We start from the raw sequence: 23,711 nt of genomic DNA on the forward strand, positions 1-23,711 counted from the left end.
CTTGATTTAACCTGAATAGGCTTTATCTGAGTTAATTTTGAAGTGTGTAATTGGGGTAAGAAAGGGGGCAATTCTGAAATGAAAGTCAATCCCCCTTTTTTTATGCAATCCATTTTATAAAATTACTTTTCATTAAAATATATTGTTTTCCCTGTCCTGGCCGATTCCTTCGCTTTCTCTAAAATTTCTACTACAGTAATATTAAGAGGAAGACTATATAGACCAGTTTCACTCATTTTTATCTCCTTGTTTACCACTGCAGCCAAATAAGAAAAAGGATCGTCGTATGGATCTTTTCGGGGATCTAAATTGAGGATTCGAGGTTTACTTTCGCTTCTACGTATTTTCACTGTTTCGGCATCGTTAGCAATAGCGTTAGCTTTGGTTCCATAGACTTCCATATCTTTTCGCGAAAAGGTCCAGTCCCATGAAGCCTGGATTACACACTGTGCTTTTTTATATTGAAGAACAATCGTGGCTTCGTCCTCTACCTTGTTATAAATCTCAGGTTTATTCTGATTGGTTACCGCAGTAACCGAAACCGGTTTTTCTCCATTCAGTAACCAGGTCATTAAATTGGCTCCGTAGCATCCAAAATCCATTAAGGCTCCTGCGCCATTCTTTTCGGGATCTACCAGAATTCCCAGAAACTCTTCACTAACTCCTATTTCCTTTGGCCCCTGATGACCCGAATTCACCATTACTTTTCTAATATCTCCAAGTTCGCCTGCTTCAACCAATTCTTTTATATACTGATTACTTGCATACCAGGAAGTTTCGTAATTAGTAAGTACGTGAATGGAATGTTGTGTGGCCAGCTTTTCAATTTCCCTGGCATCTTTTATAGTTGTAGCCAGTGGCTTTTCTACCATCACATGAATCTTCCTTGGAGCACAGGCTTCTACAATCCTAAGATGTTCATTGGTAGCACCAAAAGCTGAAACTGCATCGGGTTTTACAGCATCAAGCATTTCTTCAAGATCTGTATAAAAAAGATTTTCATTCAACTCATACCTTTCTTTATATTTCTCGATGAGTTCTTTATTACTTTCATAAATACCCACAATTTCCACATCATTCTTATCCTCACGGTTAAAAATCCAATTCACGTGTCCGTGAGTTAAACCCGCCACCGCCAGCCTTATTTTTTCCTGAGAAAAACTTTGAAAAGTAATTAAACTGAAAAGAAATATTACACCCACTTTTTTCATAAGTATGTTTTGAATTTGTTTGATCAAGTTAAGCTATACTTCTAAGATCACAAACCGTGAAAACTATTCAATAAAAACCATTAGAGAGGAAAAATTAATTGAAAATTTTATTTCCCAGATTACCTCTAAGCCTTTTTATAATGCGTAGCCCCACCGTAAAACAATTCGGCGCTTTCCATTATAGTTTCTGAAAGAGTAGGATGCGGATGAATAGTTAGCGATAAATCACTGGCTGTACTACCCATTTCGATAGCCAAAGCGATCTCCGGAATTAAACTTCCTGCATTTTTTCCGGCTACGGCGCCACCTAAAATCACTTCGGTTTCCTTATCTATTAAAAGTTTGGTTAAACCCGCATTTTCTCCAATAGCAACAGCTCTTCCCGAAGCAGACCAGGGGAATTTTACAACTTTTACATTCTTATTTTTTTCTTTTGCCTCTTCTTCAGTGAGACCACACCAGGCGAGTTCAGGATTGGTAAATACAATTGCCGGAATTACCTTAGGATCGTAGGCAGCTCCTTTTTTTCCTGCAATCACTTCTGCAGCAATTCTGCCTTCGTGACTTGCTTTATGTGCCAACATAGGTTCTCCGGTAATATCTCCAATTGCAAAAACGTGGTCCAATTTTGTTCGGCGTTTATCATCTACTTCCAGGAATCCTTTTTCATTGGCCGAAATTCCTAGTTCTTTCAAACCCAGATTTTGTGTATTTGGTTTTCTCCCAACAGCTACCAGCACACAGTCAAATTTTTTGCTCTGTTCTTCCTTCTTTCCTTTCAAGGATACCTTCACCCCTTTTTTGGTGATCTTCACTTTTTCTACTTTAGTTTCAAAAAAGACATCTTTAAAAGGTTCGTTTTTCTTAAAAACCTCAACCAGGTCTCGATCTGTTCCCGGTAAAAATCCCGGGGTCATTTCAGCTATAGAGACTTTTGTTCCCAAAGCAGCATAAACACTCCCAAGCTCCAGGCCTATATAACCGCCCCCAACGACTAGCATTTTTTTGGGTATTTCTTTAAGTTCCAGCGCATCGGTAGCGTCCCAAATTTTTTCATGGTCTATCTCCAGTCCGGGTAAGCCTAAGGCAGAGGAACCGGTGGCAATGATCACTTTTTTAAAACTTAAATTCGAAGTTTCTCCTTTATTATCGGTCACTTCCAGTTCATTTTTGCCGGTAAATTTGGCCTTTCCCTGGATGTATTCAATATTCCGGGCTTTACTTAATTGTCCTAAGCCTTCTGTAAGTTTTTTAACCACCTTCTCTTTCCAGCTTGCAACTTTTTTAATGTCAATTTTAGGCTCTTCAAATTTCATCCCCCATTTTGAGGCCTGCATAGCCTCTTCTTTGGTTTTTGCCAGGTGTAAAAGTGCTTTGGAAGGAATACAACCACGGTAAAGACAAACTCCGCCGGGGTTAACTTCGGGATCAATAAGCGTTACTTTTATTCCAAGATCTGCTGCGTGAAAAGCTGCAGCATAGCCTCCGGGACCGGCACCAATAATCACGAGTTCTTTTCTATCTTTTTTTGCCATTGTTTCTGAGATTTAGATTAGCCCAAAAGTGCTTCGTATGGATCTTCCAGTGCTTTTACCAGCCAATTCATAAAACCAGCTCCATCGGCCCCATCTATTAAGCGATGATCATAAGATAAACTAAGTGGAAGAATGCTGCGAGGTTCAAACTTTCCATCTATATAAACCGGTTTGGTAGTTGCGCGTGAAATACCGAGAATCGCCACCTGCGGATGGTAGACTATGGGTGTAAAATTAGTGCCGCCAATCCCGCCCAGGTTTGAGATAGAAAAATTGCCTCCTTCCATATCTTCTTTAGATAGTTTTTGTTCCCGTGCTTTTTCAGCTATTTCTGAAATTTCTACCGAAAGATCCTTGATGCTTTTTTGATCTGCATTTTTAATCACCGGAACTAAAAGGCCCTTTTCTGTAGCCACCGCAATATTGATATTTACATATTTTTTAAGGATCATTTCTTCCTTATCCATATCTATACTTGCATTGAATGTTGGAAATTTATGCAAGGCTGTGGCAACAATTTTGGTAAGTATGGCTGTTAGCGTGAGTTTACCTCCGGCTTTTTCAACCTTTTCTTTATGATCTTCTATATAAGCTTCAACTCCAGAAATATCTGCTTCTCCAAACTGAAACACGTGCGGAATAGATTGCCAGGAGGACAGCACATTCTTAGCCGTGGTTTTTTTAATACTATTTAGTGGTTTATTTTCTACCGCTCCCCATTTACTGAAATCGGGTAATTTAGCCTGGCCAGAACTGCTTTTTTTGCTACCGCCTTCCTTGTATTCTTTAACGTCTTTTTCAGTAATTCTTCCACTTTCGCCGCTACCACTTATTTCTTTTATATTCACGCCAAGTTCTCGGGCTAATCGTCTTACTCCCGGAGAAGCATAGACTTCTTTTGAAGATGCTTCATCGGTATCTTTATCTTTTTTAGACTTGGTGTCTTTACTTTTTTTCTTCTCATCTCCGTCCTTTTCATCCTCATCCTCATCATCTTCTTCCTGCTCGTCATCTTTTTCTTTAGACTTGGATTTGTCTTTTTTATTTTCTTCAGAATTGGATTCTTCTTCGTCTTTTTCAGAATCTTCCTTTTTCTTTTTTGAAGTATCTTCTTCTTCTTTTTCTATAGTTTTCTCTTCCTCTTTTTCATCTGAATCGTCATCGTCATCTTCCAGGATAATAATCACATCGCCTACGTTCACCTCATCACCTTCGCTAACCTTTATTTCTTTAATTGTTCCTCCTGAAGTAGCAGGAACTTCGGCCGTAGCTTTATCAGTTTCTACTGAAATCACCGACTGATCTTCTTCAATTTTATCTCCTTCCGAAACCAGGATTTCAGAAATAACAGCGGTATCTACACCTTCAGATATTTGTGGAATTTTTATGTCTTTTGCCATAATTCAATTTTTTTTAAGACGTTCTTGGATTGGTCTTTTGTGGATCTATTTTTAGTTTTTTAGCCGCTTTTTTCAACTCTTCCATGCTAATTTGATTCTGTTTAGCAAGGCCATATAAAGCCGCATAAGCAATATGTGAGGCATCGATCTCAAAGAAAGCACGCAAAGCTTCCCTATTATCACTCCTGCCAAACCCATCGGCACCTAAACTAATAAGTTCATCGGGGAAATAGGAAGCAAGGCTTTCGGGAAGCGCCTTCACAAAATCTGAAGCGGCTACAAAAGTGCCCTTTTCATCCTTCAACTGTTGCTCTATATAATTTTCATCTTTATTTACCTGGCCTTTTAGACGGTTAGTGCGTTCGGTATCAATAGCATTATCGTATAAAGTTTTATAACTGGTAATGCTCCAAATATCGGCGCCCACATCAAATTTTTCTTCCAAAATTTCAGCAGCTTCCAGTACCTCTTTCATAATAGCACCGCTACCAAATAAATGCGCTTTCTTTTTCTTCTTACGAGATTTCGATTTCCTGAATTTATAAAGTCCGTTAATAATGGCTTCCCTATCCACATCTTCTGGCATTTCCGGCATAGGATAAGTATCATTTCCAATGGTGACATAGTAAAACAAATCCTTTTTATCTATATACATATTCTTAATTCCTTCTTCTACAATAACCGCCAGCTCATAGGCAAAAGCGGGATCGTAAGCTCTTAAATTAGGAAATGCCAGCGCGTATAAATGACTTTGGCCGTCCTGGTGTTGCAAACCTTCCCCGGGAATACTGGTTCTCCCCGAAATACCGCCCATCAGGAAACCTTTTGCACCTGCATCTGCCGCAGCCCACATAAGATCGCCGGTTCTCTGAAAACCAAACATGGAATAGAAAAAGTAAAACGGAATGGTATTAATGCCGTGGGTTAAGTAAGTAGTTCCTGCAGCAATAAACTCAGCCATACAACCAGATTCGGTAATCCCTTCTTCCATTATAGCGCCATTTTTGGCTTCTTTATAATAGAGCAAACTATCTTCATCTACCGGATCATATTTTTGTCCGTGAGGAGCGTATATTCCGGCTTGCCTAAAAAGGGATTCCATTCCAAAAGTTCTGGATTCATCGGGAATAATTGGCACGATTAATTTCCCTAAATTTTTATCCTTCATCAACTTGCTAAGAATCTGTACCATGGCCATAGTGGTTGCCGCATCATCTTCGCCCGATCCTTTTAAAAAGCTTTCAAAAATTTTCACATCTGGAGCCTTTAATTTTGAGCTTCTGTCCTTTCGCTGCGGAATATAACCACCAAGCTTTTTTCGCCTTTCCTCCAGGTATTTTAACTCCTCACTATCTTTCTTTGGTTTTATAAATGGAATTTTTTCCAGATCTTTATCTGAAACCGGCACCTTAAAAAAGTCTCTAAATTCTCCCAGCTGCTCTTTGTTGAATTTTTTGGTTTTATGCGAAACATTGCTAGCCTCACCGGCATTACCCTGGCCATAACCTTTAATGGTTTGTGCCAAAACAATACTGGGTTTTTCCTTTGTTTTTAATGCTACTTTATAGGCATTGTATATTTTTTCTGAATCGTGGCCACCACGTTTAAAATTCCCTAATTCTTCATCAGAATAATCTTCCACTAACTTCTTTAGGTCTTTATCACTTTCAAATAAATCTTTCCGCAGAAATTCTCCATCACTATAAGCGTATTTTTGAAGCTGGCCATCGGTAAGTTCGCCCAGTTTTTTAAGGAGTTTCCCGGTTTTATCCTTTTCTATAAGTTTATCCCATTCCTTTCCCCAAAGCAGTTTAATTACATTCCAGCCGGCACCTCGAAACAGGCCTTCCATTTCCTGGATAACTTTGCTGTTACCTCGCACAGGGCCATCCAGGCGCTGTAAATTACAATCTACCACAAAAATGAGGTTGTCCAGTTTATCCCTTGATGCGATATTAATAGCTCCCCGGGCTTCTACCTCGTCCATCTCCCCATCGCCAATAAATGCCCAGACTTTACTTTTGTCTTCGTCTATAAGTCCGCGGTTGTGCAGGTATTTATTAAATCTAGCCCTATAAATAGCCTGGATGGGGCCCAAGCCCATAGAAACCGTAGGATTGCTCCAAAAATCGGGCATTAAATGTGGGTGTGGATAAGAAGTAAGGCCTTTTTCAGATTGTACTTCGTGGCGAAAATTCTCAAGGTTCTTTTTAGTTAAGCGCCCTTCCATATAAGCCCGGGCATAAATCCCGGGAGAAGCGTGACCCTGAAAATATATCTGATCCTGTACATCATTTTCAATCTTAAAGAAATGATGAAAACCTACTTCCCAAAGCTGTGCAATAGATGCATATGTAGAAATATGCCCTCCAATTCCTTCATCAGCTTTATTGGCTTTTACCACCATGGCCATAGCGTTCCACCTAATATAAGCCAGGATCTTTTCTTCCAGATCTAAATCGCCGGGATAGTCTTCCTCTTTGTCGTGTGAAATAGTATTGTGATAGGGCGTGGTTAGTGTCTCAGGAAGCTCTACATCATGTTTTCTGGCTTCTTCCTGTAAGATGTTCAGTAATTCCTCTGCCCTTTTAGTAGATTTATTTTGAATGATCCAGGTTAGCGAATCTATCCATTCCTGATTTTCCTGCTGAGTGCTGTCTTTCTTACTATTGGCCATAAGTTATATTATTAATTTCAAAAGAGGTAATGAAGCCTTGATGGGTAATTAAAAAAGGAAGATAAACTCAAGAAAAATTTATCTTCCTCTTCTATAATTTCTAATTAAACGAAACTATTTATTTACGGTAAATGAGACTTTTGCGTTTACCGCATAGGTCGTTATTTGATTATTATCTACATTGGCGTGCATTTCTTTAACATAAATAGATTTTATGTTACTTACAGATTTACTCGCTTCTTTTAGTGCATTTTTAACTGCATCATCAAAACTTGTTTCTGAAGAGGCAATTACCTCAATTACTTTTACGATACTCATAATTTTATTTTTTGGTTAATGTTTAGCTTCAATTTAAAAAATAACAGGTTTAACTTCAATTGATTAACATAAGATTATAGGCAGATGTTAAAGAATTAAAAGAATAAAAGTCGTAAAACACCAGGCAGCGAAAAATTCAAAAAAAATGCTGCCTGTTATTGGGCAGCATTCAGTATTCTATATTTTTTTATTCAGTTATTTATCTAAATCATCCCCGGTTTCTTCAATTTCCTTTTCCCATTCTGAAGCAATTACCTCATCTTTTTTAATAAGATTTCCAGAAGTTATTATTTTATACTGCCCATTTTCCAAAAACTGTAAATCCCAGATAATATTTTCGGCCTCTAGAAATTCGGCGTTTCCATTCATTTGCTCTTCAAACAATCTTTTAACGATATTCCTGTCTGAAAGACCATCGTTCAATAACCTCAACAGCGTTGCTTTACTTAGGTCGGAATCGGCATCTGTATTTAAAGGGGTTATGGTGAAATGAATAATAGTGGCACTCGAACTCGGAAATTTCCCATTATAAGCTTTAAAAAGCAATTGATTCACGTGGAATAATCTGGATTGCAATTCCATTTCGGGATATTCTTCACAAACCGTATCTATCAACATATCGTTAGATATCTGCTCAATCTGTCCTTCAGATAATTCCTCACCCAACTTGTAATCTAAAACCAATTTAGCCGCTTCACCAGGTTCAAAATCTGATATGGCCATAAATAATAATTCTCTTAAATTTTCTCCATCAGATTCTTCCGCATCAGGGAAATCGAATTTTTTCAGCAACTGAATGTAATCTTCATTCGTCCAATACTCCTTAATTTCGTCTACGTTCTGGACTTTCTCTATATTTATTTTATATTTCATCTTGATTTTTCTTCGGTTGTTATAAATAATTTATCGCTGGTTACATGATAATCATTTTCTACCACTAAACAGATGAATATCGCTGAAATCTTAACTTTATTCCGAAGCAAATACAAAACTTAATTTCACTCCTATTCAATAGTTTTATTTCGTAAAAATATGATGCTGTGTTGCGGTAAAATAATCGCAAAAAACCTGGTTTAATGGATGGTTTTTCTGGCTTGCCTTTACGCCTAAGTAAGGATAATTTTCAATAATATTTCGGGAGATATTTTTTACTGAATTTGAAGCTGAAATATGAATTTCCTCTATAAAATTCTTAGAAATTTTTTCCTGTGCAGCAATTTTCGCTTCAATACTTTCTGAATATCGCCTGATTTGTTGATTGTGAAAATTAAGGTTTTCTTCTAAGTTTTTTAAAGCCTCTACAGGTTTGACAGCTTGGGCTTCCGCCAAAAAATGCTCGGCCATACCAATATAATTAACCCAAAGTGTAAGATCGGCAAATACTGAAAATGGAATTTTAAAGATATCCTGCGGCTGGTAAAATTTATTATAAATAAAACTAAATCGTTTTGAAATCAAAGCATCTTTTACTTCAAAAGAATGAGTAACCGAAGCTTTCAACCCCATCGTATCCCAGTCTTCAATAAGCCTGACTTCTTCTTTTGGCAATACAAACGAGCGTATTTTTGGCGATCCATCCTCGTTAAGTAAAGCTTTGCCATTTTCGTGAATTTCGGCATTAAGCGTAAAATGGGTCAGGTAAGGTGCACCGGTAGCATAACGCCAGGTTCCGGAAATTTTATAATTATAACCCAGTTTTTCAGCTGTTCCAAAAACGCCACCGCTTCCTCCCAGAACTGTAGCATGTGGCTTTTTAAAAACCTCCTTCGCAGTTTCAGGTTCCAGGTTTCCTATAAAGTAATTGGCGCCACTGCATAAAGTTACCGTCCAGCCCAGGCTGCCATCGATTTTAGTCAATTTCTTGAGTTTTTCAAGTCCTTCAGTAAGGGAAAGTTCCAATCCGCCATAGTTTCTAGGCACCCATATATTCCAGAGATTTTCTTCTGCAATCCAGGTTAAAACTTCTTCAGGAAATATATCTGCACCCAAACATAATTTTCTAAGCGCTTGCTGCTTGTTGTCTTCTTTCATCCTTTACGATTTTTCGCCATTTAAAATATCCCGAAGTTCCTACGATAAAAAGGAAAACGGTCAATCCGGCATATATGTAGAGTTCTTTGTAAATAAGCAATGGAATAGAGATGGTATTACTGATATTTAGAAAAATCCAGTTCTCCATTTTTCTTTTAGCCATAAGCCACATTCCGGCCCAGGCAAACCCGCTAACACCGGCATCCCAAAACGGAACATCAGAATTGGTATGGAACCTAAGCCAGTAACTCATCGCTGTAAAACAAACCAGTACAATTGCAACGGCTTTTAAATGTTCAGATTTGCTTGAGTAGGAAATTGGGGTTTCTTTTTCCTGCCTGCCGTACCTCCAGTAAAACCAGCCATAAATACTCATCACCAGGTAATAAAGGTTTAAAATAATATCGGCATATAATTTTGATTGGTAGAGTACCCAAAGACTTATAAGAATAGCGGCGATGCCGAACAAATAATTATGAATATTATTTTTTCGGGCCAGTAACACCTGAACCACCCCAAAAGTAGTTCCCACGGCTTGTAACCAGGTAAGGCTTGTAAAGAAATCCTCTATCATTGTGTTCATTTTAACCAATGAAATGAGGAGATGAAGTAGTTGAAAATTGCAGGAATGCAACCTCAACTTAGAAAATCCCTACGCCAGCATTATCCGGATCAGGTTCGGAGTAAATTACATCGAGGCGAAGCCCAAAAACATTTTTAGAAAATGAATCTTGATTCGAGAAAAAAAACATACGTATTTTAATCTCGATTATCGAGTAAAAACTCCCGGGTATCATCTCAGCCTGCCTTATGGCAAGCACCCCATTTCAAATGCAAAGCTATAATTATTTTGGGATTATCACTTTGTTTTGGCAGTCAAAATCACTTATGTGAGTATTGCACATATCTTTAAGTTCAAAAAAGAAATCACTCTTGGATTTTCACCCTAATTCCTTTGGTATGTGAGGAAAATTCTGGAGCATACATGCTTTCAATAGTGGTTATTCCATTAGAAAATTTACCGGAATTATTGGCACGCACGGTATATTCCAGCACGTAAGTTCCTTTGTTTAAGCTGTCAAAAAAGAAATGAGTAGCAGCATCGCGGGTACTCTCGTAATATGCTGTACCATCCTGATATTTATATTCACTTAACACATTGGTAGGCTCAAAACCACTGGCCCGCATATCTTTTAAATGAATATAATCCATATCTGCCTTTGATCTTACCACCAAACGAACTGTTACAAGGTCTCCTGTTTTTATTGGGGTTTGAGCACTTATTTTATTCAGACTTTTTCCCGAAGTTCCTGAAACGTTTAAGTACAGTTCCTTTTCAACATTTAAAGGCGAGTTATTATGTATTTTTATCTTGTCGAGATCTTCAAAATACTGCCAGTATGCTCCTCCAAAACCGGCAGTATTATTATTGTTTTCTACAGTTATTTCACTGAAAGAATCGTTAATTTCATCTGCTGTCCAGCTTATTTTTCTATAACCAGTACCGGCTTCTTTTGCAGTTTCTTCCAATTTTTCTGAAGGAATTTCTTTACCGCCCACGCTTAACTGTGTATTATCTTCGGTTTGTAGCCAGTCTTCCCCCTGCATTAATAAAGCGTAGGTCGCTTCGGTAGTGGCTTTGGTAGTAGGCCAATGATTGGTGCGCTTGTTTTGCAAAAGCCATATTTTCATCTCTTCCACTGCTGCCAAATTCTCTAATTCTGAAAAAGCTTCTATTAGTAATGCCTGGGTTTCCACCGGTGCGCTATAGAAATGCCAGCCGCTTTTATTCTCCTTCCAGTACATTCCGTAATCTTTAGATTTTACAGCGCTTTCCTTAAGGGAAACCATAATATTTTCCGCAGTTTTCTTTTCGTTCATTTTCGAGAAAATCAGCATTAATAATCCCTTGTTATAAAGACTGGCTTCCAACCAGCTTTCTTTTTGTACTTCGATAATTTTAGCTGCGATTTCCTGATTTTCTTCGGAAAGGGGGAATTCTTCCAAATAATAACTTCGCGCATATAAATAATGTAAGCTATTGGTGCTTTTATAGAAATTTTGATTGTCCTGATAATCATAAAATTTCCTGTTTTCGATCATCTCTTTATCCAGGTAAGAAATAGCATTTTTTATAATTGCTGAATCATCTATTTCCACTCCCATTTTTTTAAGATGACCAAAACCGGCAACAATATGGCGGGTAATAAAATTATTATCGCGCCCACCCGAAAACCAAGGAAAAGCCCCGGAATTATTCTGCATACGTTTTAACCTTTTTAAAATATCTGACTTTTCTTTTGCAAGTTTATTCAGTTCAAAAAGTTTTGCAATTCTTTGTTTTTGGGAAGTTTCCGATTGGGCATCCCTTAACCAGGGAGTTTCTGCAAGTAGAAGCAATTTTAATTCTTCATTCTTTTCAAGCTGACTTTCCAAAACATTGTCTTTTCTCCAGGCTTCAAAAACCTCTTTGATTTTCGGCTGACTGTTCATAATATGCGATGCAAGGCTGTTGGCATATAAACGTGCAAAGTTCTGTTCAGAACATTCGTGTTCAAACTCCATTAAATAAGGCAGGCTCTGCACGGCGTACCAGGCAGGGTTTGAGGTATATTCTAAACTGAACTTATGATGTTCTAATGTGCTTGAAGTATTTTCTTTTAGGTTTTTAAACTCATAATTTTCGGTTTCCCCGGCTCGTACAAAAAATGCCAAACTTTCTTTCACCAACATTCGGTTGGTTAGCACGGGAAGTAAATTCTCTTCCCCATCGGTAAAATCCCCTGCTTTTGCCAAAACTTTATAATTTACCGCCTGCACTCCTTCCGGAATAATTAAATCCCAGGCTACCGCCTGGCTCGCCGAAGCCTTTAAATTAAAGTTTTTTGCTTTTGAAATATTCCCAAGTAGCGTGTCAATGGGCTTCATCGTTATGGCATCAAAAAGCTGTAACATCGCTGTTCCAGAAATACTTTCCCTGGAAAGATTAGTGATTTTTGATTTAAATAAAATCGTATCATTTTCCCTTAAAAATCGCGGAGGATTGGGAATAATGTTTAGTTCTTTCTGCGTTACAATTGTATTTTCATACTGCCCGGTCGCCCACTCCCGGGTATGTCCCAATAGCCTTAACTTCCATCTTGTAAGAGCTTCGGGAGAAGTAAAACTAAATTGCAGCTTGCCGTTTTTATCCAGGTTCAATTCTGGCAAAAAGAAAGCAGTTTCATCTAAATTTTTCCTTGCTTCCACATTTTGCAGGTCTTCCATCCCTTTTTTGGTAGTTATAATCATAACCCCATTTGCTGCTCTTGCCCCATAAAGTGCGGTAGCTTCAGCACCTTCCAGCGTTTCTACCGAAAGAACATCAGAAGGATCAATATCGAGTTCGGCGGTCATTTTACCGTCTACAATAAACAATGCAGCATTTTCATTCAAAGATGAATTTCCGCGAATGCGTAAACCATTTGCAGAACCCACTACTTCTCCCTGCACTTGTGAGCCATATCCAACGGTAACAACCTCATTTAATGCAGAAGAATCCTCTTCCATAATAACAAACAACTCTTTGGTTTCCCCCACGCGGTATTCGTAAGTTCCAAATCCTAAATAAGAGATCACCAGAATATCCTCTGCTTTGGTATCGAGGGCAAACTCGCCGTCAAAATTTGTTTGGGTTCCATTCCCGGTTCCTTTAATAGTTACATTTACACCAGGTAGTGGCAACCCATTGATATCGGTTATTTTTCCGCGGGTATTTCCTAATAAATCTTCCGCTCCTCCGCTTCTCTTTTTCCGACTCAAATATTGGCGGTATTCATAACTATTGGGCTCAGAAAAATAGAACCCGAAAAGATCTAAATCATCAAAAATCTTCTTCTGATTTCTGTAAGTTAAGCTTCTGGAAAACCTGTTAGAAAAGTGCCCCACCCCTCCTATGTTTGAAATATTGAAGCTGGGGAAATTTAGGTAAGTTCGTGAAAAACCTGCTTCGGTTTCCCAGTTTCTAAGCTTAAATTGATCTAAGGAAGCATCATACATAGAAGCCAGTAGTTCGGCATCTGGAATTTCGTCTTTTTCAACAGTAACTTTAAAACTCCAGGTTTCTTCTACTCCCGGCTCGATCTTATTTCTGAAAGTTTCGGTTTCTATTTTAAGCTGTTTTTTTCTTATAGGGATTGAAATTCGTCTACTTTCCTGAATTAAAGAATTATTTTTTACCCCTGAAATTCTTATTTCTACTGTTTCGGAAATGGCATCTTTTAGCGGAATTTCGATTAATTCCTTTCCGTCTAATTTTACAAATTCCCTGAAAATTTGCTCATTCTTGTTAAAAGCTGAAATCTCCAAATGAAGATTTTTATAAGCTGTTTGCAGTAAAATTTCTATGCGCTTATCCTTTCTAAAATCACTGTTTTTAACCGAAAAATCAAAACGCCCTTTGTCTGGCAAATAATCATCTTCAGGTTTAATAATATTAAAGGTTCGTTGAATTGAGTCAGTATTATTCCCATCTTCAACTTCTAATTCCAGTACATATTTTCCCGATTCCCAATTATCGTTTATAGGAATTTTTGGCTCGTAAATATTATCGGTATTGAAGACTGTTTCATACTGAAGTTTGCCCCGGGACCAGTTTTCAGGTTTGTTTTCTGCTTCGTAAGGTTCTTCAGGAAACAATTCTTTGAATTCTTCTTCAGGAATTATAGTGATTTCGGGAGCTTCCCATAATCTTTCTTGCAGAATTCTTTTAGGAGCCTGTAATTTATAAATTCGCAATTTCCCATTTACCGCAACCGGATTATCATTTAGATTAACAGCCCGAATGCTTGGGGTTAAGCTATCTAAAGGCGTATAGCCCTCCAGCATTTCCAGGTTTACCAATAAGTTTTTGTTCCCGATTTTAAGTGAAGTTTGGGCGTCCCGGGTTTCACCACTAACATCGGTGACCGTAGCTTTAATGCTGTACCTGTAAATTAAATTTTTCTCTTTTAAATCTTCTTCTTTTACCTCGGCAAGGAATTTTATAGAAAAATTTCCTTCAGCAGTTGTGGTGAGGCTATCGGTGGAAATAAGTGTTTTTTCGGTATAATGATCGCGCCACCAATAGCTAATCCTTTTTTCACGATAAACTTCAAAAGTGAGAGCTGTATTATTTAATTTGGCGCCCATAAAGGAACTTACATTTCCTGTAATTTCAATAGTATCTTTAGGCCTAAAAGTTTGTTTTATAGTATCAAAAACTACTTCAAAAGTTGGTCTTTTATATTCCTCTACATTAAATGAAACCCCGCTTTCTACATACCCATCGCTGTCTCCTAATGTTTTCCAGAATTCGGTTTCATCATCAATGTTTTCTTCGGTATAAATTTTAAAAGCCCCGGTTATTCCGGTAGAAGGAAGCGTGAATTCCCCATTAAAGGAACCGTATTTATTGGTTTTTAGCTTAAAATTTTGAATTTCCTCCCCATTGGCATCGTCTACATAAACCTCAACAAACTCCCCAGGCACGGTGCTGGTTTGCTTATTTTTATATTGCAACAAAACTCCTTTAAAGAAAACCTTTTGACCGGGACGGTAAATAGCGCGATCAAGATAGAGCATAGATTTCGCCAGTATTGTCTCCTTTTCTTCATTCTGATTATAATATCCCGACCAGTAGTTGGTATTTAAAGTATCACCATTTTTGCTGATCCTAATCCTGCCGGACCGCCTATTGCTCATGGATAAATTATCTTTTAATTCCCCGTATTTATCGGTTTTTCCTGTCCGGCTAATCTTTTTGTTATCATAAAAAAATTCAATTTTTGCTCCTGAAATATTTTTCCCTGAAGTTCGATCAATGGAACGGTATAAAGCATATTTATCAAAACGGGTTTGCGCTAAAACAAGGTTGGAAACCTGAATAAATTCAAAAGTAAAACCTTGATTTTCTTCAGGATTAACAACCGAAATATAAAGTAAGTAATTGCCTTTTTCAAGCCCAGGAAATGCAAATTCTGTTGAATGCAGGTTATAATCTTCAGACTTTGGAAGGTGAACGAACTTCCTGAAAAATGGTTTTTTTTCAGAATAATTTTTTATGATCGAATCCTGATTTCTGTAGGTGAGTTTTTGCTGAAAAGATTCTGGTACTTTATAGATTTTCAGTTCAATTGAATCCAGGTTTTTATAAGAAACATAGATTCTGCCGGGTTTTTGGGGAGAAAGTATTTCCTGGACTTTTGCATTAATTTCCGCAGCGGTAATCGAACTCTTAAGTCGGTAAGCATTCTGGGCAGTTGCCGAATTTGGAAACCCTTCAATAATTTTATCGCACAAATCCACCGCATTTTTTAGAAATCCTGGATGTTTTAACTCGCTCTCCTCGTTAGTTTCTTCAGACTGTTCGTAATAATGCATTGCCTGGGCAAAAAGGATAAGTGCACGAGCAGGTTCCTGCTCAAAATTTCCGTTTAGCCTATCCAGTGCTTCAAGATACTTTTCAAACTTTTGATCTCCTTTGTAAAATGTTTTTACATAGTCCAAACGTTCCAGTTGATTAAAAATAAATGCTTCTAAATTTTCATTTCCAGCGTGCAAATTTTCAAGGTTTTGGTAGATTTTAAGCACGCTTACTTCGGGGCTTTCTTTTACTGTTTGAGGAAAATTTATTTGAGAAAATTCTGAGGTGCTTCCGTATAAAGCTTCATTATCAAAAGCAAATTCATTAACCGACTGGAAATTTCCGGAATCTGAGAAATACGCCAGCGCTCGATGGGCTAAAATATCGTATAAACTGGGCTGGTATTTTCTATAAAGTAGGTTCTCTACTAAAAGCGCTGCTGTATTTCCCGCGGAAGTTTCAATAAGTTTCTGCTCGTTTTGTAGAGAGAGTTTATAACTCTGCGCAATAGAATCCTGCAAAGTTGCTGCAGACCAGGTTTCGATTTCCAGGGCTTCGGGATTATCAATTTGGGTGCGGTCCCTGATGCTCCATCGATTACTGTTTAGATACTGCTCTAGAAAACTTGCTTTATAGCTTAGCATTATATTTTTATGTGGAGCAGGAAGCTTAGAAATACTGTGTTCAAGATCGGCAAGAATATGCTCGTTGGAATTTTCCTGGTGAACCTGGTAGAATTTATAATAAAACAGCTTAGCCTTAATGAAATTATTGTAATCTTTGGATTCCCGTGCCTCTTTGAGTATTTCTAAAACGATTTCTGCCGCCGATTCATTGCGTCCCTGCAACTCGAGGGAATCTACAGCTTTCCATTTATTTTCGAATTTTTCCTGAGCAAAAGAAATACTGGAAATAAGCACAATGCAAAAAAGTAAAAATTTCTTCATAAAGCAGTTGATGATGATGACGAAGGTTATAGTAGGTTATGAAGATACTAAAAAGCTGAGAATAGGTGCTAAAAATTGTATGTCACCCTGGTTTTTTAGAAATGAATTCTTAAAATACTCCGGAGAATACTACCACCAAGGGCTGGTTAAAAAAAGGAAGCTAATTCCACCCGGTATTGTTCCGTCGCCAGTACCATTTTTTGATGTGCTTTTAACCGGGAATTTAGAATTAGGTTAGGCTGCCTGGAAATTCCAAAAAAAGATAATTCAGCTACAAAGCTAACTTTTAAATTCCGGAACTTTGCTTCTTAAAAAATGGTATATGGTAGAACGACTCAGAAAGGAATCAAACATAAAGTGAAGTTTTAATTGGTTTGAATTTATCTTGAATACTACTGCCTAAATGCCATTGTTGACTTAACCCATATATGCCGGAATGCTTTTATAGGGAATGGCCTGTTTAGAGAATGGCGTTCTTAACGGGTTACCGGCCTACAAAGCCATTTAATATTGCAGATTAATCACATTATGCCATTAAGCTTTTCCGGGTTCTTCTAATTTTAATTTGAAGTATCAATGCCATCGCAGTAAAGGTAATTGCTATGATAATCAACAACAATTTTATTTCTGGCAGAATGTCGGCAATACTGCCACCATAATAGGCGACCTTTTTGAAGGCGGAAAGGAAATGGGTAACTGGTATTGATTTTGCTATCCCATTGATAAATGGTGGAATTGCTAGGCTTGGCCAGGTAAATCCGCTTAGTACAAATGCAGGGGTTGAAATCACCATTAACAGTTCTGTTGCCTTTAATTGATTGGGAATGGCAACCGAGAATAACATTCCCACTCCTATTGAAGCGAGGCTTAGGAGAATAACCATAATCAGCATTGGCAAATTAAAAATACTGGCCTGTACATTGAAAAATACAAATAGCCGACTCATAATAAACCACATAACAGGCAAGAATAGCAAAAAAGGAGTGGCTTTTAGAGCGATTAGGTATACGGAAGATTTTTCTTTTTTTACAAGCTTCCTAAAATACCCGTCTTCAAAATCTCTAGCAAATACGAGCGCCATGGCCAGGAAAATCACCTGTTGCATAATAGCTCCCAGTAAACCTGGTAACATAAAATTAAGGTAGTTTCCTGTAGAATTATAAAGTTTATTGAAATTGATCTTAAAACTCTCATACGAGTCACTGGCAACGTTTGGCGGTAAGCCTTGCTTCTTAAGACCTTCAATTTCTATCCCTGCGTTTAGGGTCAGCAACACCTGCTGGATATTCTTACTGGCGGTATTGGCATTAAGAATATTGGCCATGTTGAGGTCTACCCTCACTTCAGGATATCTTTTTTGAAGTACATCAGCCTCAAAACCGGAAGGGAAAGTCACCACTGCAGCATATTGCGCTACCGGCATTTCTTCCAAAATATTTCCAGGACTGTACCGGCGGTCTTTCACAAGAAGCCCTTCATTGTCCTCAAAAGCATCAATAATCCTATCTGTCAACGGACTGTTATCCTGGTCTACGATCACAATTGGTAAATTCACGACCTTAGCCTGCTGGTAGACATAGCCAAACAGGACCCCGTACAGTATTGGAGCACCAAAAAAGATTGCGCAGAGTACGCTGTTGGAAAAGATCCGTTTAAATTCTGTTCTCAGTAAATCCAAAAATTCTTTCATTCGGTTATTCTTTTAATAGTATTGTGGCATTGGTATAAAAGGTACTCCCGGAGATGTCGGAAGTAGGAATCACTTTAAGCTCATATACAGATTCTGATAAATCGTACAGCGGTGCTGTACTGGTTATATCAGCATATTGTGGCAATTGTTTTATGGTCGCTAGCCTGCCGGTGAATTCCTCATCGGTATATGGGTTTAACATCACCAATTCACTGCCTACCTTAAAATCATAGATCCTTGATTCATTTACAGTAAACCTTAAATAAATACTGTTCTTTTTGTAACCATTGAACAGGGAATATCCGGGACCAAGTAATTCCCCTTCTTTAAGACTTATGGTTTCAATAGTCATATTTGCTGGTGCAATGAGGTACATTTCATTCGAAGCAACAAGCACCTCTTCCCTGGCTCCACGAGCGCGGTCCAACTGTCCCTGCGCCTGATCCAACTGTTCGGTTCTGGCACTTTTTCCGGCCTCTGTGCGTCTTGCTTCAAGAGCAGCCACCTGGGCCCTGGCCATTTTTAGTTTCATATTTACCTCATCCAATTGCTGGCGGGTCACCAAGGAATCCTTGAACATATTATCCAGCCGTGAATAAGATTCACTGGCAAATTGCAGCTCTGCTTTCGCCGCATCCAGCTTTCCTTCTATTTGAATAAGTTGTTCTGCGGTTGCACCTACATTAGCCATATTGAGTTGTCCTCGGGCGGCCTTCATCGCCCCATCTGCCTGTATCATTTTTGCATTGATCTCGGGAATATCGAGGAAAGCCAAGGTATCACCTTTTTGTACATCCTCACCCTCGGCTACATATAACTTATTGATGCGCCCGGCCAGTTTACTGCTAACAGCAATGGTTTCAAATTTAACTTTTCCTCTATAGGGAGTGATCTCTTGTTCATTGCTACAGGAAGCCAATACCAACAGGCTAATAAGGCTAATTCCGATCTTTATTGTTTTCATTTCTTTTAAATTCTGTATTAATAATTGAGTAATCCTTTTGAGTGCATCAGAGTTGTGACGGCTCTTCGCTGGCTGAAGTAAGATTCCTGCAACTGGAAATTTGCCCTTTCCAAATCTTTCAGAGCATCCAGTACTTCGGTGATGGAAGCCAGGTCATTTTTATGCTGCTTGTTCACCAATTCAAAGGTGGCTTGGGCCAGTTCGATCTCTTTTTGTGCAATACGCGAATTCTGAAGGGAAGCCTCATAAGAGAGTTCGGCCTTTACTATGCTTAGCGCTATCAGTTCTTCGGCTTCACCGATCTGTTCCCTGTATTTTTCGGCTTCCAGTTTAGATTTAAGGCTTTTTAACCGGGACTGGCCTCCGTCAAAAAGGTTCCATTTAATACCTACCGCGGCATACCATTGCGGGTCAAAAAGCGACAGATCATCTTCCAGAAATTCATAATGACCTTTTAGGGCAATCTTTGGAATACGATGGTTTCTCTCCATTTTTGCTTTATAGGTAGTGGCTTTCTCTGCTTCTTCCAAAGCCTTAACCTCACTTCGCTTTTCAGGAGCAATTTCTTCTAAGGGCAAATCAGTAAGATCAGGATTAAGTGACTTTAAAATTTCTTTTTCTTCCCCAGTAAGTTGCTGTAAAACCTCGATAAGCAGAGTTTTGTTTTGGCTGTATTCCAGTTGTCTGGCTGCCAGTTGCTGCTGGGCAAGTTCGATTTTTTTTCGACTGATTGGAGTTTCCAGCCCGTTTTCTATAGCTTTTTTCACGAAGTGTTCCTGGTCTCGTAGATAATCTTCAGATGCCGCTAAAACCTGTTCTGAAGCATTTACCAGAGCAAGTTTGTCATAAGTTTCTATGATATTGAGAACTATGCGATCTTTTTCAGCCATCCCCGCGTAATTTAAAGATGCTTCCTTATGTTTAGCGGCTTTAAGTGCATTGGAAGCCTCGAATCCGCTGAATAGAACCCAATCTATATCTACAGAAGATTTAAGGATGTTCTTATCCTGCAGGTTATCAACCTCTTGTAAAGGTATGTTCACAGGAAATGCTGCGTTAAAGGGAATACCTGATGCCTCCTTTATAAGAAGCCGTTGGGTGGCCATTAAAAGGTTTTGGGTATCATCGTCAAAAGTGATATCATCATTCAGGCGGGTGTAGCTTCCGTTTAAAGTGATTTTTGGAAAAAAGACAGCTTTTGCCAGTTTCTGGTCTACTTGTGCCTGTTCTACATTTAACTGGTTTATATTGATGCTGCGACTTTTCTCCAGCCCCTTTTGAATAAGTATTTCTAGCGCAGGGTCTATTTGCTGAGCCATCGAAGTGAGAGGTGCAAGGCCTGCCAACAAAATACATAGCAGACTTATTTTAAGCGGGTTTAATATCATTGCAACTAATTTTTAAATCAATGCAAATCTCCAAACTAAACGGGCGCTTTCTTTTGACCTATGTCAAAAAATGTGAATCAGGATTTTTTAGAGGGAGGCGCTTTTCGAATGCGGCTAAGGGTTTCCTGTGTCATCCCCAGGTAGGAAGCAATGTGTCCAAGTGCAACCCTGTTTGCTATATCGGGGAATTCAGTTAGCATATAATCATGACGTTCCCGGGCTGTTTGGAACTGTATGGCACTTAATTTATTCACTACCCGGGTGAGCATTTCTGTAGAGAGAAGCCGCCCCAGTTTTTCCATTTTATGGTAGCGGGCAAATAGTAGATCGAGGTTTTCCCGAGTGATACTGTACAGGACAGCATCCTCCAACATCTCCAAATAATATAAACTTGGATTTTGTTGAAAAAAACTTTCAATACTGGACATAAATTGCCCTTCTACAAAAAACCATTGAGTAACCTCTTTCCCGGCTTCAGTGACGTAATAACTTCTTCCAATACCTTTCTCTGTGAAGTAGAGTTTCGTACAAATCTGTCCCTCCCTTACCAGCGGCTTATTTTTTTGAACAGATTCTCTTTTAAAATAAGAAATGATATCCGCCAGTTCTTCAGAAGGAAAGGGAACAGTATTTTTTAGGTAATTGGTTAGGTTCATAGGCAGGTTTCACAAAGGATATTTCAAATTGGCTATAAAGTTAATTAAATCGAATAACAAGAGTACAAGCATAACTTTGCCTTATAATCTTTAATTGGTGTTGGAGCTAAGTACGCCTATTATCTTTCAGATAAATGGAGCCTTGGAACAGGTGCCGAAATACAGTATATGGAAGGATCCATTTTTGTGCCCACTATCCAGGGTTCTTATATGACCCAGGACGCTGAAGCAGATGAGTTTGAATTTAGGTATAGTGCTGATAATTTCTCGGAAAACCAGGAAGTATATTTCCTTAATATTCCCCTTCAGATTCAATATGAATCTTCTGGGATGACCCGGTTTTATGCCGCTGCCGGTGTTAAAGCAGGTTTGGTTTTAACTTCAGAATATCAAAGCTCGATTGCCTCGCTTGAAACCAGTGGCTATTACCCTCAATATGGCGTGGAACTAACTGATTCCGAATTTGCCGGATTTGGTGAATTTGATCAAGTGAGTAATTCTAAATCTGATCTGGATCTACGAACAAACTTTGTAGCCTACCTGGAAAGCGGGGTGAAACTTATGTTAGAAAACAGACAATCCCTTTATATGGGACTTTTCCTTGATTACGGACTTAATGATATAAAACCTGATGGTTCACAGGGAAGACTTATTGATTATAATAATCAAAATCCAACAGCTTTTGCGTTCGGAATGATATAAATTCAAAAACAATATGTGGATGAAGTGAGGACCCGGGCTTTCGGTCTAAAAATTCAATATGCATTTCAATTTTAAAAAATAGAAATTTTGAAAAACTAACTTAAGCGTTAATAATATTGGTGATGTCTACAGATTACCAAAATTGCTGAGCAAACGCTTACCCAAGAATATTGATATGGCAAAGACAATTAGAAATACTAGATTTTAAAATGATTGCTTAGTAAATAATTACCTGTCAATGTTAAGTATGAGGCGTACTTTTAAGCAAGTCTTTTCTCTTCAATAAAATTTCAAAAGTGGATATTGTCTTAAATTTAATTAATACCTAGAATATTAAAGGTAGTATCTTCATTAATAATTTTTTCAGATCTTTCCACTACTTTTCGGATACTGCTATCCAGTTCTTCCGTGTTTTTTATTAAAGCCTCGAGAAAAAATTTTTGTTCTCGCCTCGATAATGAATTGTCGTTTAATTGATTTGCTATTCCGAGAATATTCGCCACGGGAGAGCGCACTACGTGGGACTGTAGCCAGGCAGTATGTCTTAAATCTTCATTTTGCTTTTCGATAATTTCAAGATAGTTTAGGTGTTCAGTAATATCGCTAGCTACTACCAAAACTGCCTTTTTATCTTTATAATCAATAATTTTACTTTCAATCTCAACCCTTATTCTTTCATTATTTTTTTTAATATGGGTGAAAATCCTATTGGTCAATCCCTTACCATTATATTTTAATAGTTTAACAGAAACTTGCAAACGTTTATATTCTTCTATAGGACGTATATCTTTTAGCGTCATGCCAAGGAACTCCTTTTTTGAATATCCATAGCTCTCAATAGCCAAACTATTCACATCCAAAAATCTCAGTGTTTCAATATCATAAACCCAGGTAGGTTGTGGGTTAAAATTAAAAAGATCCATATATAGTTGCTCTGATTTGGCCAGGGCAGCTATATTCTTAAAGCGCTCAAGGCTATACACAATGCTTTTATATAGCAAATCAGGAGAAGTGTTTTCTTTTATTAAATAATCTGCGATACCTAATGCCAGAGACTCTTTGGCAAACTCTATCTCTCTATGACCGGTTAAGGCTAGAATAGGAGTAAGTGGAAATTGGTCTAAAGCAAGTTTAACTAATTCACCTCTTTTTTTATCAGGTAAACTAAGATCTAATAACACTACATCATATTCCTGGCTATTTGAAATTTTTTGTAACTCAGCGTAGGTTGCTAACCTGATTAATGTATAAGACTGGAAAATATCTTTTAAATATTCGGAGATGATTAAATGATCTCCTTCATTATCTTCAATTAAAAGAATTTTGTAGTGGTAGTGATCGTTATACATATTTTTACTTATTGCAAAAAAATACTAACCGGCATAGTATTTCTCAAAACTATACTGTCTGAACAAAATTTGATGATAATAGACCTTAAGATTTTTAAAAATTACTTTAAGGCCTGAGAGAAGCATTCACGTTAGTAGGGTTTCTAATTACTAAATATTTTTATGCCTATGAGACAATTTGATTTGGAATGTTAAAATTAAGAAAAAATTAAGAAATGTATAGTTCTCATTTAATTTTTCTTTGAAATTGAATATGAAGGAAAGGATAAAGTGTAATCCGGGGGAGTATGGACTATAGACTAGAAAAACATTCGAATGAGATAAATTCATTAAGATTCTGAAAACAAATTCTTAAACACAATATAATTTTAGATTAGAATGTACAAACACATCTATGAAGAAGGCAAACAAAATTTTTTGGACAATTAAGCATTGGAAAAACTACTATAATTCATCTATTC

Annotated in this window: 16 protein-coding genes; 2 read left to right on the forward strand and 14 right to left on the reverse strand. The window is 37.8% G+C overall.

The window, feature by feature from the left end; genetic code table 11:
- Window positions 1–122: 122 nt before the first annotated feature.
- The 9 genes from LB465_RS01815 to LB465_RS01855 form a co-directional block, all read right to left on the reverse strand.
- Entirely contained in the window at window positions 123–1,211 is a 1,089-nt protein-coding gene (locus tag LB465_RS01815) for a Gfo/Idh/MocA family protein (protein WP_224466340.1), read from the reverse strand.
- 125 nt (window positions 1,212–1,336) lie between these two features.
- Window positions 1,337–2,746 carry a dihydrolipoyl dehydrogenase gene (lpdA, locus tag LB465_RS01820; protein ID WP_224466342.1) on the reverse strand — a complete coding sequence of 470 codons (1,410 nt, stop codon included), beginning with the start codon at window positions 2,744–2,746 and terminating at the stop codon, window positions 1,337–1,339.
- A 17-nt stretch (window positions 2,747–2,763) separates the two neighbouring features.
- Complete coding sequence (locus LB465_RS01825) at window positions 2,764–4,146, reverse strand: 2-oxo acid dehydrogenase subunit E2 (protein WP_224466345.1); 1,383 nt, start codon at window positions 4,144–4,146, stop codon at window positions 2,764–2,766.
- A gap of 13 nt (window positions 4,147–4,159) precedes the next feature.
- Window positions 4,160–6,823 carry a pyruvate dehydrogenase (acetyl-transferring), homodimeric type gene (gene aceE / locus LB465_RS01830; RefSeq protein ID WP_224466347.1) on the reverse strand — a complete coding sequence of 888 codons (2,664 nt, stop codon included), beginning with the start codon at window positions 6,821–6,823 and terminating at the stop codon, window positions 4,160–4,162.
- A gap of 114 nt (window positions 6,824–6,937) precedes the next feature.
- Window positions 6,938–7,141, reverse strand: coding sequence for a dodecin family protein (locus LB465_RS01835; protein ID WP_070054480.1), 204 nt, complete (start codon window positions 7,139–7,141; stop codon window positions 6,938–6,940).
- A 195-nt stretch (window positions 7,142–7,336) separates the two neighbouring features.
- Window positions 7,337–8,014: a hypothetical protein gene (locus LB465_RS01840; protein WP_224466352.1), complete on the reverse strand. Its 678-nt coding sequence runs from the start codon at window positions 8,012–8,014 to the stop codon at window positions 7,337–7,339.
- Window positions 8,015–8,158: 144 nt separating this feature from the next.
- Entirely contained in the window at window positions 8,159–9,172 is a 1,014-nt protein-coding gene (locus LB465_RS01845) for an acyl-CoA dehydrogenase family protein (protein ID WP_224466354.1), read from the reverse strand.
- Complete coding sequence (gene pnuC / locus LB465_RS01850; RefSeq protein ID WP_224466357.1) at window positions 9,141–9,746, reverse strand: nicotinamide riboside transporter PnuC; 606 nt, start codon at window positions 9,744–9,746, stop codon at window positions 9,141–9,143. The genes LB465_RS01845 and pnuC overlap by 32 nt, the downstream gene beginning before the upstream one ends.
- 353 nt (window positions 9,747–10,099) lie before the next feature.
- Window positions 10,100–16,501: an alpha-2-macroglobulin family protein gene (locus LB465_RS01855; RefSeq protein WP_224466359.1), complete on the reverse strand. Its 6,402-nt coding sequence runs from the start codon at window positions 16,499–16,501 to the stop codon at window positions 10,100–10,102.
- Here LB465_RS01855 and LB465_RS01860 point away from each other — a divergent pair.
- Window positions 16,476–16,739 (forward strand): hypothetical protein, encoded by a 264-nt coding sequence (locus LB465_RS01860; RefSeq protein ID WP_224466361.1) that lies wholly within the window; start codon window positions 16,476–16,478, stop codon window positions 16,737–16,739. The two genes, LB465_RS01855 and LB465_RS01860, sit on opposite strands and share 26 nt — an antisense overlap.
- A gap of 288 nt (window positions 16,740–17,027) precedes the next feature.
- Here LB465_RS01860 and LB465_RS01865 read toward each other — a convergent pair whose 3' ends face one another.
- The 4 genes from LB465_RS01865 to LB465_RS01880 form a co-directional block, all read right to left on the reverse strand.
- Window positions 17,028–18,191, reverse strand: coding sequence for an ABC transporter permease (locus LB465_RS01865; RefSeq protein WP_224466364.1), 1,164 nt, complete (start codon window positions 18,189–18,191; stop codon window positions 17,028–17,030).
- A 4-nt stretch (window positions 18,192–18,195) separates the two neighbouring features.
- Window positions 18,196–19,155 carry an HlyD family secretion protein gene (locus LB465_RS01870; RefSeq protein WP_224466366.1) on the reverse strand — a complete coding sequence of 320 codons (960 nt, stop codon included), beginning with the start codon at window positions 19,153–19,155 and terminating at the stop codon, window positions 18,196–18,198.
- Between the two features lie 17 nt (window positions 19,156–19,172).
- Window positions 19,173–20,543 carry a TolC family protein gene (locus LB465_RS01875; RefSeq protein WP_224466368.1) on the reverse strand — a complete coding sequence of 457 codons (1,371 nt, stop codon included), beginning with the start codon at window positions 20,541–20,543 and terminating at the stop codon, window positions 19,173–19,175.
- A gap of 77 nt (window positions 20,544–20,620) precedes the next feature.
- Window positions 20,621–21,199, reverse strand: coding sequence for a Crp/Fnr family transcriptional regulator (locus LB465_RS01880; protein WP_224466370.1), 579 nt, complete (start codon window positions 21,197–21,199; stop codon window positions 20,621–20,623).
- A 168-nt stretch (window positions 21,200–21,367) separates the two neighbouring features.
- On the opposite strand from LB465_RS01880, the gene LB465_RS01885 reads away from it, so the two are divergent.
- Window positions 21,368–21,901, forward strand: coding sequence for a hypothetical protein (locus LB465_RS01885; protein WP_224466372.1), 534 nt, complete (start codon window positions 21,368–21,370; stop codon window positions 21,899–21,901).
- Window positions 21,902–22,215: 314 nt separating this feature from the next.
- Here LB465_RS01885 and LB465_RS01890 read toward each other — a convergent pair whose 3' ends face one another.
- Window positions 22,216–23,250 carry a response regulator gene (locus tag LB465_RS01890; protein ID WP_224466374.1) on the reverse strand — a complete coding sequence of 345 codons (1,035 nt, stop codon included), beginning with the start codon at window positions 23,248–23,250 and terminating at the stop codon, window positions 22,216–22,218.
- Window positions 23,251–23,711 lie beyond the last annotated feature (461 nt).

Origin of the sequence: Salegentibacter lacus, from assembly GCF_020164555.1 — a bacterium.
Taxonomy (GTDB): Bacteria; Bacteroidota; Bacteroidia; order Flavobacteriales; family Flavobacteriaceae; genus Salegentibacter; species Salegentibacter lacus.

Bases quoted from the DNA above. Each gene is read 5' to 3' on its own strand.
- LB465_RS01815 (WP_224466340.1), bottom strand. From the start codon at position 1,211: ATGAAAAAAGTGGGTGTAATATTTCTTTTCAGTTTAATTACTTTTCAA.
- lpdA (WP_224466342.1), bottom strand. From the start codon at position 2,746: ATGGCAAAAAAAGATAGAAAAGAACTCGTGATTATTGGTGCCGGTCCC.
- LB465_RS01825 (WP_224466345.1), bottom strand. From the start codon at position 4,146: ATGGCAAAAGACATAAAAATTCCACAAATATCTGAAGGTGTAGATACC.
- aceE (WP_224466347.1), bottom strand. From the start codon at position 6,823: ATGGCCAATAGTAAGAAAGACAGCACTCAGCAGGAAAATCAGGAATGG.
- LB465_RS01835 (WP_070054480.1), bottom strand. From the start codon at position 7,141: ATGAGTATCGTAAAAGTAATTGAGGTAATTGCCTCTTCAGAAACAAGT.
- LB465_RS01840 (WP_224466352.1), bottom strand. From the start codon at position 8,014: ATGAAATATAAAATAAATATAGAGAAAGTCCAGAACGTAGACGAAATT.
- LB465_RS01845 (WP_224466354.1), bottom strand. From the start codon at position 9,172: ATGAAAGAAGACAACAAGCAGCAAGCGCTTAGAAAATTATGTTTGGGT.
- pnuC (WP_224466357.1), bottom strand. From the start codon at position 9,746: ATGATAGAGGATTTCTTTACAAGCCTTACCTGGTTACAAGCCGTGGGA.
- LB465_RS01860 (WP_224466361.1), top strand. From the start codon at position 16,476: ATGCAAAAAAGTAAAAATTTCTTCATAAAGCAGTTGATGATGATGACG.
- LB465_RS01855 (WP_224466359.1), bottom strand. From the start codon at position 16,501: ATGAAGAAATTTTTACTTTTTTGCATTGTGCTTATTTCCAGTATTTCT.
- LB465_RS01865 (WP_224466364.1), bottom strand. From the start codon at position 18,191: ATGAAAGAATTTTTGGATTTACTGAGAACAGAATTTAAACGGATCTTT.
- LB465_RS01870 (WP_224466366.1), bottom strand. From the start codon at position 19,155: ATGAAAACAATAAAGATCGGAATTAGCCTTATTAGCCTGTTGGTATTG.
- LB465_RS01875 (WP_224466368.1), bottom strand. From the start codon at position 20,543: ATGATATTAAACCCGCTTAAAATAAGTCTGCTATGTATTTTGTTGGCA.
- LB465_RS01880 (WP_224466370.1), bottom strand. From the start codon at position 21,199: ATGAACCTAACCAATTACCTAAAAAATACTGTTCCCTTTCCTTCTGAA.
- LB465_RS01885 (WP_224466372.1), top strand. From the start codon at position 21,368: ATGGAAGGATCCATTTTTGTGCCCACTATCCAGGGTTCTTATATGACC.
- LB465_RS01890 (WP_224466374.1), bottom strand. From the start codon at position 23,250: ATGTATAACGATCACTACCACTACAAAATTCTTTTAATTGAAGATAAT.